The organism is Kribbella sp. NBC_01505, assembly GCF_045040285.1.
Classification (GTDB): Bacteria; Actinomycetota; Actinomycetes; order Propionibacteriales; family Kribbellaceae; genus Kribbella.
The window spans coordinates 8,499,153-8,514,677 of sequence record NZ_CP109425.1; the positions used below are offsets into that span (position 1 = coordinate 8,499,153).

Genomic DNA, 15,525 nt, shown 5'->3' on the forward strand with positions numbered 1-15,525 from the left:
CGGTCGGAATGTTGGGAGTGCGGTTGTCTGCTCTGTCGGGGTGTGTGGTCGGGTTCGAGCCTGCGGATCCACCACGGGACGGTCGAGTGCTGTTCTGGGATCCGGAGGGTGGCGAGCTCCCACTCGGAATCGGTGAGCAGGTGCGGCTCGACGACTCTTCGCGCGCAATCAGCGTGAGCGTCGCCGACGCCGTACCGATGCTCGGCCGGATGCGGCGCGAACCGGGTGCCCACCCGTCAGCCGCCTTCTGGGGTGCCGTGGCAGTCGCCGCCCTCCAGTTGGTTGCCCGAGGCAAGCTGTTGCCCGGCGTCTCGCCCGACGGCTACGACGCCTGGCGGATGGGCCCGCTGGATCCCGACGACATCACCCGCCTGGTCGCGCTCGCCGAGGCGATGCCGCTGACCGCACTGCCCGGCGACCTCGCCGCTGAAGGACTGGTCCGAGCCTTCTGGGACGCGGTCGCCGATGGAATGCCACGCTCCCCCGCCGCAGCCAAGGCCCAAGGCAGCTTGTTCGCCGCCAAGGCACCACAGCCAGCCGGCGGCTTGCGACGCTGGGCCGACGAGGTATCAGTCGGACTCGACAGCGGAGTCCGCGTCTCCCTGCGCATCGAGATGTCGGAGTCGCAGGCGTTCCAGGCGATCGTCCAACTCCACAGCCTCAAAGACCCAACCCTCGTGCGAGACGCAGACGACGTCTGGGCCGCCGAGGTGCCGGGCTTCGGACCGCGCGCCCGGATCGACGCAACCCTCGCGATCCGCCGGGCCGGGCGCGTCTGGCCCGCGCTGGCCCGGTTGCTGGACTCCGCCGTGCCGGACCGGTTGGAGCTGGCCGACGAAGAGGTCGCCGATCTACTCGCCGGATCCGGTCAGCGTTTGGCTGCCGCCGGCGTCGATCTGCACTGGCCGCGCAGCCTCGGCCGCGACCTCAAAGCACGCGCCGCGATCACCGCACCGCAGCGCCGACCAAGCGACCTGCCGAGCTTCTTCGGTGGCGACGCGACCCTCGACTTCCGCTGGCAGGTCGCGCTCGGCGACGACCCACTGACCGAGGACGAGCTCGACCAGCTGGCCGAGGCAACCCGGCCGGTCGTCAAGCTGCGCGACCAGTGGATGCTGATCGATCCCGAGCTGGCCCGCAAGGCGCGCGACCGCATCCTCAAACCGGTCACTCCGATCGACGCCCTGAGCGCCGCACTGACCGGGACCACCGAGGTGGACGGCCGCCAGATCAAGGTCGAGCCCACCGCCTGGTTGTCCGAGCTGCGCACTCGCATCGCCGATCCCGAACGCGCCGACGAGCTCATCGACGTACCGGCTGCTCTGCAAGCGACCCTGCGCGACTACCAACTGCGCGGCCTCCGATGGCTTGCCCGGATGACCTCGCTCGGCCTCGGCGGCTGCCTCGCCGACGACATGGGTCTCGGCAAGACGATCACCCTGATCTCCCTGCATCTGCACCGCCAAGAGTCCGCCGGGACCACCGGCCCGACCCTCGTCGTCTGCCCCGCCTCCCTCCTCGGAAACTGGGAACGCGAGGTCAACCGCTTCGCCCCCGGCACCCCGGTGCGCCGCTTCCACGGATCTTCTCGGTCGCTGGACGGCGCCGAGGACGGCTTCGTGCTGACGACGTACGGGACCCTGCGACGCGACGCCGCCCGGCTAGGCGCCCAACGCTGGGGTCTCGTCGTCGCCGATGAGGCGCAGCACGTGAAGAACCCCTCATCCGGTACGGCGAAGGCGCTCCGGACCGTGCCCTCGCAGGCGCGAGTCGCCCTGACGGGTACACCGGTCGAGAACAATCTCTCCGAGCTCTGGGCAATCCTCGACTGGACGACGCCGGGATTGCTCGGCCGGCTCAGCACATTCCGGACTCAATGGGCGACACCGATCGAGGCCGACAAGGACGAAGAGGTCGCGGACCGGCTGGCGAAGCTGGTGCGACCGTTCCTGCTCCGACGGAAGAAGTCCGACCCCGGCATCGCGCCGGAGCTGCCACCGAAGACCGAGACGGATCAGAGCGTCTCACTGACCCGCGAGCAGGCCGCGCTCTACGAAGCGACCGTTCGCGAGCTGATGGCCGCAGTCACCGCCAGCGACCGGATGGCGCGCCGCGGCGCGATCGTCAAACTGCTCACCGGGCTCAAGCAGATCTGCAACCACCCAGCGCAGTACCTGAAGGAAGGCGAGGACGCCCGCCTGACCGGCCGCTCCGGCAAGCTCGAACTCCTCGACGAACTGCTCGAAACGATCGTCGCCGAGGACGGCGCTGTCCTGGTATTCACCCAGTACGTCGCGATGGCGCGCCTGCTCGAGCGTCACCTCGCCGCCCGCGGAATCGCGACCCAGTTGCTGCACGGCGGGACCCCGGTGCGGAAGCGCGAGGAGATGGTCGAGCGGTTCCAGGCGGGCGACGTACCGGTGTTCTTGCTGTCCCTGAAGGCCGCCGGCACCGGGCTCAACCTGACCCGCGCGGACCATGTCGTGCACTACGACCGCTGGTGGAATCCGGCCGTCGAGGACCAGGCGACCGACCGGGCGTACCGGATCGGTCAGACCAAGCCGGTCCAAGTGCACCGATTAATTGCCGAGGGCACCATCGAGGACCGGATCGCGGCGATGCTCGCCGCCAAGCGGGAGCTCGCCGACGCCGTCCTGGCCGGTGGCGAAGCGGCACTCACCGAGCTCTCGAACGACGAGCTCGCCGATCTGGTCGAGCTGCGGGGAGGTCTGCGATGAGCATGGCTCAGGGATATCCGGCGTTCCCGGCCCAGCAGCGCAGTACGCGCGGCCACTCCTGGTGGGCCCGCGCGTGGGTGCAGGCCCTGGAGGACACCTCGCTGGACGCGACCCAACTGAAGAAGGGCCGCCGGTACGCGAACTCCGGGCACGTCGGCACGATCACGATCAGCCCCGGCCGGATCGGCGCGACGGTCTACTCGCCCGACGACACCTACGAGGTCGTCGTCCGGGTCGACGAGCTGACCGAGGCCGAGTGGGAACAGTTCCTGGATCAGGTCGCGGCGCGGGCCGGGCACATTGCAGCTCTACTTGACGGTGAGATGCCGCACGACCTGATCGAGGCAGCCGAAGCGGCCGGAGTCGCGTTCCTGCCCGGGATCGGCGACCTCGACCCGAGCTGCACCTGCGACGACTGGGAACTCCCCTGCCAGCACGCCGCCGGCCTGTCCTACCAAGTCGCCTGGCTGCTCGACTCCGATCCCTTCGTCCTGCTCCACCTCCGCGGCCGCTCCCGCGAGCTCCTGCTCGACCAGCTCGTCGCCCGGTCCACGGGTCAAGCTGAGGTTGAGGATGAGGTTCTCGGCGCGCCTGCTGACGTACCTCCGGCCATCCGCGAGCTGCCTCCGCTGCCCGTCGTACCGCGCAAGGTCCTCCTCGAAGAACTGGCGGTAAGCGGGATCGAACCGCCCTCGCCGATCGCCACCGGTGTACTCCCGATGCTCGTCCTCGACGCATCCCGACGAGCCCGCTCCTTGCTCATCGCCCTGCTCAACGGGACACCCGAACCACAACCGCTCGACGAATGGCAGGACGCCGTCCGCCTAGCAGCCGACTTCCCCGAACTGCTCACCCCTCTAGCCGAGGCCACTGGCCGAGCGACCGAGCTGGGGCTAGGCGTCCAGGCCTGGCGGTACGGCGGCGTAGCCGGCCTCGACGTACTCGAGCACCCCTGGCAACCGACCCCCGCAGAACTGGCCCGAGCCCGCACCGACCTCCTCGCGGAAGAGGTCGAGGACATCGAGGTCACCGGCAACCGAGTGACCGTCCGCCCCGACACCCAACTGCGACTCGACCACCACGGCAACTGGCACGCCTACCGCCTAAACGAACAGACCTGGACCCCAGCCGCCCCCGCATCCCCCGACCCCCTAATAGCCTTAACCCTCGACTGGTGACCCCACCCGCTTAAGGCCGTTGCCTTCCCTCCTGAGACGCGCAGCGCCCTAGCGATTAGACAAGAGCTCTTGTACAAAGACCATTGTGAACCTCGCTCTAGGCGACCGAGCCTTCCGAGCGACTCCCTGGTCCGACCGCGGCAGCACCGGTGGGCAGCCGCCACTGGGATCCGTCCGCGGCGATGGATCCCAGCCCGAACCGAACCGAATCCCAGGCGTACCCCCTGCAGCCAAAGCCCACAGGACCTGACCGACGCCGCGCCCGCACCCGGGCGCCGAACGACACTCAAGAACCGGAGGTCTACGGAGTCCTACTGTCACGGACCGGCAGCAAACATCCGTAGATCAGTTCAGCAGGTACTCCGGCTCACTCCAGTTCGGCATCAGCATCGCGAGTTGCACTTTGTCCAACCACAGCCCGAAATATCAGGGAGCGTTCGTCCGCCCCACCACCAGGACCTCGTCCATATCTGGCCCGGCCGGATCACCTCAGAACTCCAGAAGCACACACGTGCCTCCAGTGGCGCATCCCCGGCCACCGATACCGCTGAAGCACACTGGAGTCGGTTCGTCCGGACTCCGCAACCACGAACTCGACGCAGGCCCCGCGCTCTCGCCGCGCGGCGGATGATGAACGCCGGCAACTCCGTCTGGGGCCGCCTTCGTCAAATACGCCGCGTCCCAGACCGGAATCGCAGCACCGCCGTACCGGTCCCCGGCGATCAGCCGGCCGAGTTCGGCGCCCCGACCCGCCTTGAGCTCGCGACCAACCGTCAACGCCTGGCTGACCGCGAAGACCGTGACCACTGGCATGGCGGGCCCGCGGCTCCCCCGCCTCCCCGCTTCGCCGGCCTCTGCTCTCCCATCCCACACTCCTCGTCTGTCCCCTCTCGTCCCCCGCCTCCTCGTCCGTCACCCCCGCATCCCCCGCATCCTCGTTGACACCCCTCCCCCAGGCGCCGTTCCCCCCATCCCCTCGCCACCTTCTTGGCGCCCATCCCGGCTTTCTCGTTGACACCCATCCGCCTGCCCCACAGGCCTGGACTCCTCCCTCGGCACCTCATCCGCTGCCCTCACTTCTCACCCGTCGCTCCTCGACCTTCGCCCCCATGACCCCTCATCCGTCAAGGGCGGCCGCCTGGCGGCTAGGTGGCCCCGCGCCGCCCGCCTCGCTCCCCGCAACCCGTCACTGCTTGACCTTCGCCCCCTCACCCATGACCTGGCAGCGCCCGCCTTCGTACCCATCACCCGGCACCGTCCGCCTTCGTGCCCATGACCCCTCGCCCACCGCTGCTTGGCCCATCACTCCCCCGGCCTCCCACCTCTCACCCTTCGCCCCCTCACCTCTCACCCCGTGGTGCGTCGTCCCTGTTCCCCTGCCTCCTGGTGACAGGCTTGGTGGGGTCCTTCGGCATTCGGTGGGTGCCGGTGGGGTCGATGCGGAAGATGAAGCCGTGGGGTGTTGTCCATTCGATGGTTTTGGCGTCGATGCGGTGGACTGTCCAGCCGGAGGCGTGGGTTTTGACGCGGTGGGCGTAGCGGCTGAGGGGGATGAGGTTGTCGGTGTTGGTTTGGCCGGGTGGGCCGTCGGGGTCGTAGGCCTCGAGGTGGTCTTGGTCGATGTGGTTGGTGGTTTCGCGGGTGCCGTAGGGGAAGAGTTCGGCGGGGTGGGTGAGCTTGACGTGTTCGCGGATCTGGCCGGTGCTCTCGTAGGCATCTGAGCTGACGGCTTTGTTGAGGTCGATGACGGGCTTGACGATGTAGGGGCCGTAGCCGGTGAGTTCGGTGAACTGGCTGAGTAGGAGCGGCCCGATCTCTTCTGTGCGCAGGACTCCGTCACCGCTGGCGAGGGTGTAGTCGGTGAGATGCACGTACACCTCGGTCTTCCCTGGCCGTGGCGGGGCAGGACGTTCACCCTGTGGGCGGGCATGGGCGTCTCGTTTGACCTGGGCGAGCCGGGCGGCGAGGGCACGTAGTTCGTCGGGGGTCATCGACTCGCCCGCCTCAGAATCGTCGCCGCCGCCGACCGCCTCGAACGGCTCGGTCGCCCAGCCATCGCATTGATCGAGCGGATCAGGCAGATCGCTGGTACTGGGATGGGGCGCGTCACGGTCGGCCTCATCATCCAGTCCAGGCTCGCCATCCGTCCCGAGCTCTTCGCGGAGCCAAGGTTCACCATCAACTCTGAGCTCACCATGCAGCCCAGATTCACCACGGAGCCCGAGCTCGTCACCCATCCCGAGCCCTCCACCCGTCCCGAGCTCTTCGTCGAGCCAAGGTTCACCATCAACCTTGAGCTCACCATGGAGCCTGGGCTCGTCATCTACACCGAGCAGATCGTTCCGGCTGCGCTCGGCGCCCCGAATCGGTTCGCCCTGGCAACCCAGATCGGCGCTCGCGTCGTCTACCCACTCAGCCCGCGGGTCGTTGCCTGTAGCAACATCATCGGTTGCTGGATCTCGACCGGAGGCGGCAGCAGGCGCGGGGGCGGAGACCGAGGCGGGTTCGGGATCAAGCAAGGAAGCGGGTTCGGGATCAGGCAGGGAGGCGGAGGCGCCTGCTCGCTCTAGACCGGGGCACGACGTGGGAGCTGGTCCGTCTGCGCCCACCCGACCGGGCCCAACCATGGGCGCGGCGCCGTCGGCACGCCTTGGCGCGAAGTCCTGCGCTGACGCGAGATCCGAGGCAGGAGTCAGGTTCGGCGCGGCGACTAGACCCGTCGTGGGCGCAGGACCAAGCACGGGAGTGACGCCGACTACGGCAGTGGCACCCATCACGGGAGCGAGGCCGGACATGGAGGCGGCAGTTCGCGCGTAAGCCAGATCAAGCGCGGGAGCGCAGATACGCGCCGGAGTTGGGTTCGGTCCCGTAGCGACGTCCAACATGCGCATGCCCGACGCAGCGGCTGAGCCGGCGATCGATGTGCGATCAGACACTGGAGCGGCGCCCGATACGGCAGCGACGCCCGCCACGCAGGCGGAACCCAGCACGGAAGCGGGATCCGATGGAGCGGCGGAGTCCAGCGCCTGGGCGAGATCCGGCGACGGCGTGATACCCGACATAGGAGTTCTGCCCAACGCGCGGGCTTGGCCGACGGCGAGCGCGGGACCCGGCACGGGAGCGGTGCCCGACGCGGGAGCGGGATCAAGCACGGGAGCGGCGCCTGACGCAGGAGCGAGATCCGATAGAGAGGCGGAGTTCCGCGCGTGGGCGAGATCCGGCAGAGCGGTGGGGTTCGGGCTGGGAGTGATGGCCGACCGGCCCGAGCCATCCGATGCGGGGGTGAAGCGGGCCGGAGGTGCGGGAACAGGCGCAGAGTCGGCGCCTGACGTTGGCCCGGAGTCGGACGTAGAAGCAGGATCAGGCGCAGGGGCAGGACCCGCAGTAGGCGCGGGCGCCGTCGCGGTAGCGGGCGCGGATGCTGGGGTGGGCGCGGGAGCGGGGGTGGAAGTTGTGCGTTGGTGTTCTCGGGCTTGGGCCAGGAGTTCGTTGGTGAAGACGGGGTCGGGCATGATGCCGACCGCCTCCGCGCGGCGGGCCTGGACACTGCGCTTATCACCTTGGACCAGCAGGGCCTCGGCGATCTCATCGATCTTCGCCTTGTGCCGCCGCACCGCCGCCGAACCCGCCTTGATCACACAAGTCTTCGTACCGTGCTCATCCGACTGACCCACCCAGACACCACGCTCCGCAGCCTTCTCGTCAGCCTCGGACTTCGCCAAACCCGGATCGGCATACATCTTCGCGGCCTTGATGATCTTGGCCAGCCTCGTCGGCGAAATCGTGTCCAGCAGATGCGCGACCCTCTTATCCACATACAGCGCCGCCTCCAACGACAACTTCTCGCACTCACGCGCCAGATTGCGCGCCTTCCACGCCGTCACCTCCTCAGCCAGCACCCGCACCCACAGAAGCGGGAACCGATGCCGCAACCCCAACGCATCCGCCAAATACTGACGCCCCACACCCGGCGACACCCCCACCACAGCCGCATACTCCGCAACACAGAACTCCAGCACCAGCGGACACCCCTCACCACCCAGCACCACCGCACGCTCCCGACCATCACCCACCCGACGACCCGAACGCCCCGGATGCACATCAGGATGGAAACGATCCGCATACACCACCGCATACACCAGAGACCGCGCCGCCGACCGATACTCGGCCGCACGCTCCCCGGCAGCCGACTCCAGCAAGTCGGCCGTCGACAGCGACGCAATCTCTGCTTCGAACATGTGTTCTAATATAGTCAGAGAAAAGTAACGCGGCAAATCCCCAGCCCCACAAGGGAATCCAGGCGTCAGTCAGGGTCGGTGACCGCGTACCAGCCAATAAGGAGGTGGACCGGAATGCCAGTTGGATCGTCGTCTTCGAGGGCGTCGAACTCGGCCTGCAGCGCGACCAAGCGCCGGCGGAATTCGGCCGCGCGAGTCGGGCTCACCCTGGCCACCATGCCGCGGCCGAGCACCAGGCCGAGCGGCGTCTCCGCCGCTGTGCCGACGGGGACTCGGCCTGCCCGCAGACCCGAGAGCAGATCGGTGCGGAACTCACTGAAGAGGGCCGTGAGGGTGTCGGCGAACTCGGCCGAGCCTCCGTTGGTGACGAGGTCGCGGCTGATACTGAAGTCGAGCTGGGCGGTTCGGTATCGCTGCTCCTGGATGCCGGAGACCAGCCGGGTCTCCCCCACCTCGATCAGGTTGAGTGCTTCGAGTTGCTTGAGGTGCCGGTACAGCTTGGTCTGCGGTTCGCCGAGCGCGGCCGCGAGCTCCTTGGCCGACATTACCGGCGGCGCGCTCCGATCGCCGCTCATCAGTAGCCGCAAGATGGCGACCCGGGTCGGATCCGACAGCGCGCGCATCGTCTCGACATCGGTGATGACCCGAACCGGCCGGGGCTCGTCCGGTCCATGCATGGCAACTCCTTCGCGAGAATGTCTTGTGCGATGTTCACACATCTGCCAATGTTCACGCCAGCGTGAATACCTAAAACTACCTCTAGGGGCTGGGATGAAGGAAGAACTGCTGGAGCGATTCGCCGATCTGGTCGTCCAGGTCGGAGTGAACGTGCAACCCGGGCAGGGCGTGGTGATCAACGCCGACCTCGCGCAGGCAGAGGTCGCCCGGGCGGTGGTCGAGCGCGCCTACGTGGCCGGAGCGGGCTGGGTGGAGGTGCTCTGGGCCGACGGAGTCAGCCATCGGTCCGACCTCGTGCACAGCGATCTCGCGGCACTGACCGCCGATCGGCCCTGGGCGTTGGAACGCACGCGCGCTTGGGCCGAGGAAGGCATTGCGTCGATCGCGTTGGTCGGTACGCCGGATCCGAACCTGTACGCCAGCATCGACCCCGCGCGGGTAGCCGCCGTACGGACGCAGGAACGGATCGCCCGGCAGCAGGCGGTGATGAGTGGGCGATGGCGGTGGACGGTGGTGGCCGCGCCGAACGAAGGCTGGGCGACCCAGGTGTACGGCGAACCCGACGTCGACCGATTGTGGGACGTCGTTGCGCGGGCGATGCGGCTGGACGAAGCCGATCCGGTCAGTGCGTGGCGGGACCGATCGGCGGCCCTCGCTGGGCGGTGTGCCACATTGAACGCCTTGCAGATGAGCGAGCTCCGGTACGTCGGTGAAGGCACCGACCTGACTATCGGCCTGCTGCCTGACTGTCGTTGGACCGGCGGGTCGGTGGCCGATCCGGCCGGCATCCCGTTCCTGCCGAACATCCCGACCGAGGAGGTCTTCACCAGCCCTGACCGGCACCGGGCGGATGGCGTCGCCCGGCTGACCAAGCCGGTGGTGATCGCTGGCCAGTTGGTGGAGGGTCTGGAGCTCACGTTCGCAGGCGGCCGGATCACCGAGGTCTCGGCCACCAGCGGAGCCGACCTGGTCCGGGCCCAACTCGACAGCGACAGCGGCGCTCGCAGCCTCGGCGAGGTCGCCCTGGTCGACCAGGAGTCCCGGGTCGCGCAGGCGGACCTCGTCTTCCACAACACCTTGTTCGACGAGAACGCGGGCTGCCACATCGCCTGGGGCCAGAGCTTCCCCTTCGCGCTCGAGGGCGGCGTCGATCTGACAGCCGACGAGCGCTACGCCCGCGGGCTGAACAACTCCTCCGTCCACACCGACGTCGTCCTGGGCGGCGAAGGCCTCACCGTCACCGCGACCACACCGACCGGCCCAGTCGACCTGCTGAAGGCCGACGCCTGGCAACTGGGCGGGTAATGGCGGTCCAACGGCAGGCCGGCTCGTGGGCACCTCCCCCTCCGGCCTGCCGTCGGAGGCTGACCACGATTGGCAAAGGTTTGAAACAAACTCGCCCAATCCCTTGCGCAGGTCGCTTGTATACATGAAACAGTCTGGGAACCGCCTACACAGGGAGCATGTGATGACTCCTCGACTTCCGCTCGTCCTCGCGACAGCCACCGCGAAAGCGAGAGCGACTGCGAGAGCGACCGCGACAGCCGCCGCGACCGTGATCGCCCTCGTCGCGGTCGGCTGCTCGCCGGTGCAGCCCTCCGGTGACACGCCCGGCGCCACCAGCTCGGCCGGCCAGGACGTCTTCGGCGACCCGGCGGACCCGAGCCAGGTCAAGCCCGGCGGGACGTTGACGGTCGCGCTCTCGGCCGATCCCGACAAGCTGGATCCGACGCTGTCGCGCAGCCTGTACTCGCGGTACGTCTTCCACACGATGTGCGAGAAGCTGTACGACCTCGGCCCGGACGCGAAGGTCGTGCCGCAGCTGGCGATCGCGCTGCCTACTGTCGCGCCGGACGGGCTCAGTCTGACCATCCCGCTGCGGCAGGGCGTGAAGTTCGCCGATGGCGGCACCTTCGACTCCGCCGCAGTGAAGACGACGCTCGAGCGCGGTCTGACGCTGGCGGGTTCGGCCCGCAAGAGTGAGCTCGGCCCGATCAGCGCGGTCGAGGCCCCGGACCCGAACACCGTGGTGATCAAGCTGTCGAAGCCGTTCGCGCCGCTGACCGCCGCGCTCGCCGACCGGGCCGGCATGGTGCTGAGCCCGGCCGCGATCACCAAGCTCGGCGCGAACTTCTCCACCGCCCCGGCCTGCGTCGGCCCGTTCAAGTTCGCCAACCGCGTCGCGCAGAACTCGATCAAGGTCGTCAAAGACCCCCTGTACTACGACGCCGCCAAGGTGCACCTGGACGCGATCGAGTACCGGATCATCACCGACTCCAGCATCCGCTCGGCCAACCTGAAGGCCGGGGACGCGCAGGTCGCGGATTCGCTCTCGAGCCAGGACGCGCCTGCGCTGCAGAAGGACAGCACGGTCAGCGTCCTGCAGTCGCAGTCGCTCGGCTACCAGGGAGTCACGATCAACATCGCCAACGCGAACGGCGTCGGCAACCCCCTCAAGCAGCTCGACACCCCGATCGCGAAGGATCCGCGCGTCCGGCAGGCGTTCGACCTGTCCATCGACCGGGCCGCGCTGGTCAAGTCGATCTTCAACGGGCTCAACACGGTCGCCTGCTCACCGGTCTCACCGAAGAGCGAGTTCACGTCCGACGCTGCTCAGGTCTGCCCCGCGCATGACCCGGCGAAGGCCAAGGAACTACTCACCGCGGCTGGCGTCAGTATGCCGTACAAAGTCTCGATGATCACTTCGAACAACCCCGACAGCCTGCGGCTCGCGCAGGCATTGCAGGCGATGGTGAAGGACGGTGGATTCGAGCTGGTGATCAAGCCGGTCGAGTATGCGTCACTTCTCGACCAGCAGGACCGCGGGGACTTCGAGATCCTGCAGCTCGGCTGGTCCGGGCGGGTCGACCCCGATGCGAACATCTTCAACTTCGTCGGCAGCACCGGCAGCCAGAACGTGGCCGGTTACAGCAGTCCCGAGGTCGACAAGCTGCTCACCGACGCGCGGCAGGCCACCGACAAGGCCCAGCGCGTCAAGCTGTACGGCGATGTCGTCACCAAGCTGCAGCAGGACGAGCCGCTGATCTACTTGTACCGGCAGCGCAACCTGACCGGGGTCTCGAAGAAGCTGCTCGGTGTGAAGACCTACCCGGACGGGGTGATCCGTACGGCGTTCGCCGGGTTCGCGAAATGAGCCGCTACCTACTGCACCGGCTGTGGCAGTCGGCGGTCACGCTGGTGCTCGCGACGATCGTGGTGTTCGCCGGGGTTCGCGCGCTGCCGGGTGATCCGGCGCTGGCCCTGGCCGGCGAGGATCGCGACCCGGAGTCGCTGCGGGCCATCCGCGAGCAGTACGGGCTCGACGATTCCTGGCTGGTGCAGTTCTGGCAGTTCATCAGTCACGCGGCGCGGGGTGACCTCGGCCAGTCGATCCGGACCGGTGAGCCGGTCGGCGGCATGATCGCCGGTGCGTTGCCGGTCACGATCGAGTTGTCGGTTCTCGCGCTGCTGGTGGCCGGGCTGATCGGCGTCGGCGCGGGCGTGATTGCCGCCGTACGGCGAGGTCGGCCGGCCGAATGGGCGGCGAACGCGCTCGCCCTGCTCGGGTTGTCGGTGCCGAACTTCTGGCTCGGCCTGATGGCGATCCTTTACCTGTCCGTTGCCCTCGGCCTCTTTCCGGCATCCGGATTCGTCCCGTTCTTCACCAACCCGGCGGCCAATCTGCACCACCTCGTCCTCCCCGCACTGATCCTCGGCACCGGGCTGGCCGCGGTGATCATGCGGCAGACCCGCTCGTCGATGCTGGATGCGCTCTCCGCCGACTACATCCGCACCGCGGAGGCCAAGGGGTTGCCACCGCGCGCGGTGATCGGCCGGCATGCGCTGCGCAACAGCCTGATCGTCGTGGTCACGATCGTCGGTCTGCAGCTGGGCGCGCTGATCTCGGGCGCGGTCGTGACCGAGCGGATCTTCGCGCTCCCCGGCTTCGGGAAGCTCACCGTCGACGCGGTCTTCCAGCGCGACTATCCAGTCATCCAGGCGGTCGTGCTGGTCACGGCGACGGCGTACATCCTGATCAATCTGCTGGTGGACCTGCTGTACTCCGTCATCGATCCGCGGATCCGGGTTCGGGGTGAGGCGTGATGGCCACCATCGCGGTCCCGATCCGCAGCAACCGGCGCAAGGTGGTGCGCCGGATCCTCCGCAATCCGCTCGCGATCACCGGCCTCGCCGTACTGGTCCTCGCGATCATCTTCGCCGTCTTCGCGAACGTGCTCGCGCCGCACGAGCCGACCCAGACACAGCTCGACCAAGCCTTCGCACCACCCGGTACGGCGGGGCACCTGCTCGGGACCGATGATCTCGGCCGGGACGTGGTGTCGCGGATCATGTTCGGGCTGCGGGCCTCGCTGCATGTCGGGCTGCTCGCGGTCGCCACCTCACTGGTCATCGGCGTGCCGCTCGGGCTGATGGCTGGGTACTTCCGGGCGATCGACGCACTGATCTCCCGCCTGACCGACCTCGTCCTGGCGTTCCCGTTCCTGATCCTCGCGGTCGGGCTGGCTGCGATCCGGGGCGCGAGTCTGGGCAACGCCGCGATCGCGATCGGGATCGCGCAGATTCCTGGGGTGATCCGGATCGTTCGGTCGGAGACGCTCAGGCTCAAGTCGCTGGACTTCGTCGCGGCCGCGATCGTGGAAGGGGCGAGTGATGCCTGGGTGCTCGGGCGGCACATCCTGCCGAACGCGGCCTCGGTGATCATCGTTCAGGCAACGGTTGCGATCCCGGCCGCGATTCTGGGCGAGGCCGTGCTGTCGTTCCTCGGGCTGGGGATCCAGCCACCGGCTCCGAGTCTGGGGACGATGCTCTCCGATGCGCAGCAGTTCGCGGCGCGGGCTCCGTGGGCCGCGGTGATGCCGGGCCTGGCGATCATGCTGCTGACGCTGGCCTTCAACATCGTCGGCGACAGTCTGCGGGACGCTCTCGATCCGAAGGCGAGCCGCCGATGAGCGCCGTACTGGAGGTGCGCGATCTATCGGTGTCGTTCCGGACCGAGGACGGTCTGCTGTCGGCAGTTGACCGGGTCGGGCTCGAGGTCGGGGAGGCCGAGGTGCTCGCGATCGTCGGTGAGTCGGGGTGCGGGAAGAGCGTCACCGCGATGAGTCTGGCCGGGCTACTCCCCCGGTCCGCGCGGGTCGAGGGTTCGGTCCGGCTGGACGGCGTCGAGCTGATCGGGGCGGACAAACGCACGCTGCGCTCGATCCGCGGCCGCGAGCTCGCGTACATCTTCCAGGAGCCGATGACCTCGCTGAATCCGGTCTTCACGGTCGGCACGCAGATCGGCGAGGTCCTGCGAACGCACCTGGGATCGAGCCGGAACGCAGCCCGCGCACGGTCGATCGAGCTGCTGAAGCTGGTCGGGATTCCGTCGGCCGAACGCCGGATCGACGACTACCCGCATCAGCTGTCCGGCGGGATGCGGCAGCGGGTGATGATCGCGATGGCCGTCGCGTGCGATCCGAAGGTCCTGATCGCCGACGAGCCGACCACCGCGCTCGACGTGACCATCCAGGCCGGCATCCTCGACGTACTGCGTGGTCTGCGCGAACGGCTCGGGACAAGCGTCGTGCTGATCACCCATGACCTCGGAGTGGTCGCCGACCTCGCCGATCGGGTCGCAGTGATGTACGCCGGTCGCGTAGTCGAGACTGCGGAGGTGCACGAGCTGTTCGCGCACCCACAGCACCCGTACACGACCGGTCTGCTCGGTGCCTCGCCCGCTGCTGGCCGGCATGCGGATACGCACCGTCTGGATGAGATTCCGGGACTGGTGCCGGTGCTGTCCGAGCAGCCGGACGCGTGCACCTTTGCTGACCGCTGCGGCCAAGCTGTCGACACTTGTACGACGTCTCAGCCGCATCTGACGAGCACCAAGCACGGACTGGCGTGCTGGAACCCGGTGGGAGTCTCATGAACGCACTAGAGGTCGAAGACCTGGTCATGCATTTCGGACCGGTCCGGGCAGTCGACGGTGTGACGCTGCGGATCCGTGAAGGCTCAGTCGTCGCGCTGGTAGGTGAGAGCGGCTCTGGGAAGTCCACAGTCGGCCGCTGCATCGTCAGACTGCTCGAGCCGACCGGAGGCACGGTCAGACTTGCCGGTGCGGACATCACGCACCTCAGTCGGCGCCAGCTCCGACCACACCGGCGGGACGTCTCGATCGTCTTCCAGGATCCGGCAGGATCGCTCGACCCGCGGCTGTCGGTCGGCGACATCGTTGGTGAGCCGCTGCGGTTGATGCGTCGCAAAGACATCGCCGTACAGGTCTCTGAGGCGCTGCGACGCGTGGGGCTCCGGCCTGAGGTCGCACAGCGCGCTCCGCATGAGCTTTCAGGCGGCCAGCGGCAGCGGGTCAGCATTGCTCGGGCGCTCATCTCCGAGCCACGGCTGCTGGTGGCCGATGAGCCGACTAGTGCGCTTGATGTTTCGGTGCAGGCCGCCGTACTGAATCTGCTGGCCGATCTGCAGCGGGACCTCGGGTTCGCGTGTCTGTTCATCACGCATGACCTGTCCGCGGTCGAGTATCTGGCTGACGAGGTCGCAGTGATGTATCTGGGTCAGCTGGTCGAGCAGGGGCCGCGAGCGCGGATCTTCGGTGCGCCGGCTCATCCGTACACGCAGGCGCTGTTGTCGGCCGCGCCGGTTCCGACCCGGTGGCGCAGCGGCTGAAGA

The 15,525-nt window shown here is 68.1% G+C and carries 11 protein-coding genes; 8 read left to right on the forward strand and 3 right to left on the reverse strand.

Features of this window, described 5'->3' with window-relative positions; all coding sequences use genetic code 11:
• The first annotated feature begins 8 nt into the window (after window positions 1-8).
• Window positions 9-2,738: a DEAD/DEAH box helicase gene (locus OG474_RS39965; protein ID WP_405058864.1), complete on the forward strand. Its 2,730-nt coding sequence runs from the start codon at window positions 9-11 to the stop codon at window positions 2,736-2,738.
• Window positions 2,735-3,916, forward strand: a complete 1,182-nt coding sequence (locus OG474_RS39970; RefSeq protein ID WP_405058865.1) for a hypothetical protein — start codon at window positions 2,735-2,737, stop codon at window positions 3,914-3,916. The genes OG474_RS39965 and OG474_RS39970 overlap by 4 nt, the downstream gene beginning before the upstream one ends.
• A gap of 489 nt (window positions 3,917-4,405) precedes the next feature.
• On the opposite strand, the gene OG474_RS39975 is transcribed toward OG474_RS39970, so the two are convergent.
• The 3 genes from OG474_RS39975 to OG474_RS39985 form a co-directional block, all read right to left on the reverse strand.
• Window positions 4,406-4,729 (reverse strand): hypothetical protein, encoded by a 324-nt coding sequence (locus tag OG474_RS39975; RefSeq protein ID WP_405058866.1) that lies wholly within the window; start codon window positions 4,727-4,729, stop codon window positions 4,406-4,408.
• Window positions 4,730-5,256: 527 nt separating this feature from the next.
• A complete protein-coding gene (locus tag OG474_RS39980; RefSeq protein ID WP_405058867.1) occupies window positions 5,257-8,190 on the reverse strand; it encodes a hypothetical protein in 2,934 nt (977 codons plus the stop codon).
• Between the two features lie 29 nt (window positions 8,191-8,219).
• Entirely contained in the window at window positions 8,220-8,831 is a 612-nt protein-coding gene (locus OG474_RS39985; RefSeq protein ID WP_405058868.1) for an ArsR/SmtB family transcription factor, read from the reverse strand.
• 94 nt (window positions 8,832-8,925) lie between these two features.
• On the opposite strand from OG474_RS39985, the gene OG474_RS39990 reads away from it, so the two are divergent.
• The 6 genes from OG474_RS39990 to OG474_RS40015 all read left to right on the forward strand — a co-directional run bounded on the left by OG474_RS39990 (window position 8,926) and on the right by OG474_RS40015 (window position 15,522).
• Window positions 8,926-10,137, forward strand: coding sequence for an aminopeptidase (locus OG474_RS39990; protein ID WP_405058869.1), 1,212 nt, complete (start codon window positions 8,926-8,928; stop codon window positions 10,135-10,137).
• A 163-nt stretch (window positions 10,138-10,300) separates the two neighbouring features.
• Window positions 10,301-11,986 carry an ABC transporter substrate-binding protein gene (locus OG474_RS39995; protein WP_405058870.1) on the forward strand — a complete coding sequence of 562 codons (1,686 nt, stop codon included), beginning with the start codon at window positions 10,301-10,303 and terminating at the stop codon, window positions 11,984-11,986.
• A complete protein-coding gene (locus OG474_RS40000; RefSeq protein ID WP_405058871.1) occupies window positions 11,983-12,936 on the forward strand; it encodes an ABC transporter permease in 954 nt (317 codons plus the stop codon). Before OG474_RS39995 ends, OG474_RS40000 begins: the two co-directional genes overlap by 4 nt.
• Entirely contained in the window at window positions 12,936-13,802 is an 867-nt protein-coding gene (locus OG474_RS40005; RefSeq protein WP_405058872.1) for an ABC transporter permease, read from the forward strand. The genes OG474_RS40000 and OG474_RS40005 overlap by 1 nt, the downstream gene beginning before the upstream one ends.
• The gene (locus tag OG474_RS40010) at window positions 13,799-14,767 is read left to right on the forward strand and encodes an ABC transporter ATP-binding protein (protein ID WP_405058873.1); all 969 of its coding nucleotides are present in this window, start codon (window positions 13,799-13,801) and stop codon (window positions 14,765-14,767) included. The genes OG474_RS40005 and OG474_RS40010 overlap by 4 nt, the downstream gene beginning before the upstream one ends.
• Window positions 14,764-15,522, forward strand: a complete 759-nt coding sequence (locus tag OG474_RS40015; protein ID WP_405058874.1) for an ATP-binding cassette domain-containing protein — start codon at window positions 14,764-14,766, stop codon at window positions 15,520-15,522. Before OG474_RS40010 ends, OG474_RS40015 begins: the two co-directional genes overlap by 4 nt.
• Window positions 15,523-15,525 lie beyond the last annotated feature (3 nt).

Excerpts from the sequence above, each read along its gene's own strand:
- OG474_RS39965 (WP_405058864.1), top strand. The coding sequence starts at position 9 with ATGTTGGGAGTGCGGTTGTCTGCTCTGTCGGGGTGTGTGGTCGGGTTC.
- OG474_RS39970 (WP_405058865.1), top strand. The coding sequence starts at position 2,735 with ATGAGCATGGCTCAGGGATATCCGGCGTTCCCGGCCCAGCAGCGCAGT.
- OG474_RS39975 (WP_405058866.1), bottom strand. The coding sequence starts at position 4,729 with ATGCCAGTGGTCACGGTCTTCGCGGTCAGCCAGGCGTTGACGGTTGGT.
- OG474_RS39985 (WP_405058868.1), bottom strand. The coding sequence starts at position 8,831 with ATGCATGGACCGGACGAGCCCCGGCCGGTTCGGGTCATCACCGATGTC.
- OG474_RS39990 (WP_405058869.1), top strand. The coding sequence starts at position 8,926 with ATGAAGGAAGAACTGCTGGAGCGATTCGCCGATCTGGTCGTCCAGGTC.
- OG474_RS39995 (WP_405058870.1), top strand. The coding sequence starts at position 10,301 with ATGACTCCTCGACTTCCGCTCGTCCTCGCGACAGCCACCGCGAAAGCG.
- OG474_RS40000 (WP_405058871.1), top strand. The coding sequence starts at position 11,983 with ATGAGCCGCTACCTACTGCACCGGCTGTGGCAGTCGGCGGTCACGCTG.
- OG474_RS40005 (WP_405058872.1), top strand. The coding sequence starts at position 12,936 with ATGGCCACCATCGCGGTCCCGATCCGCAGCAACCGGCGCAAGGTGGTG.
- OG474_RS40010 (WP_405058873.1), top strand. The coding sequence starts at position 13,799 with ATGAGCGCCGTACTGGAGGTGCGCGATCTATCGGTGTCGTTCCGGACC.
- OG474_RS40015 (WP_405058874.1), top strand. The coding sequence starts at position 14,764 with ATGAACGCACTAGAGGTCGAAGACCTGGTCATGCATTTCGGACCGGTC.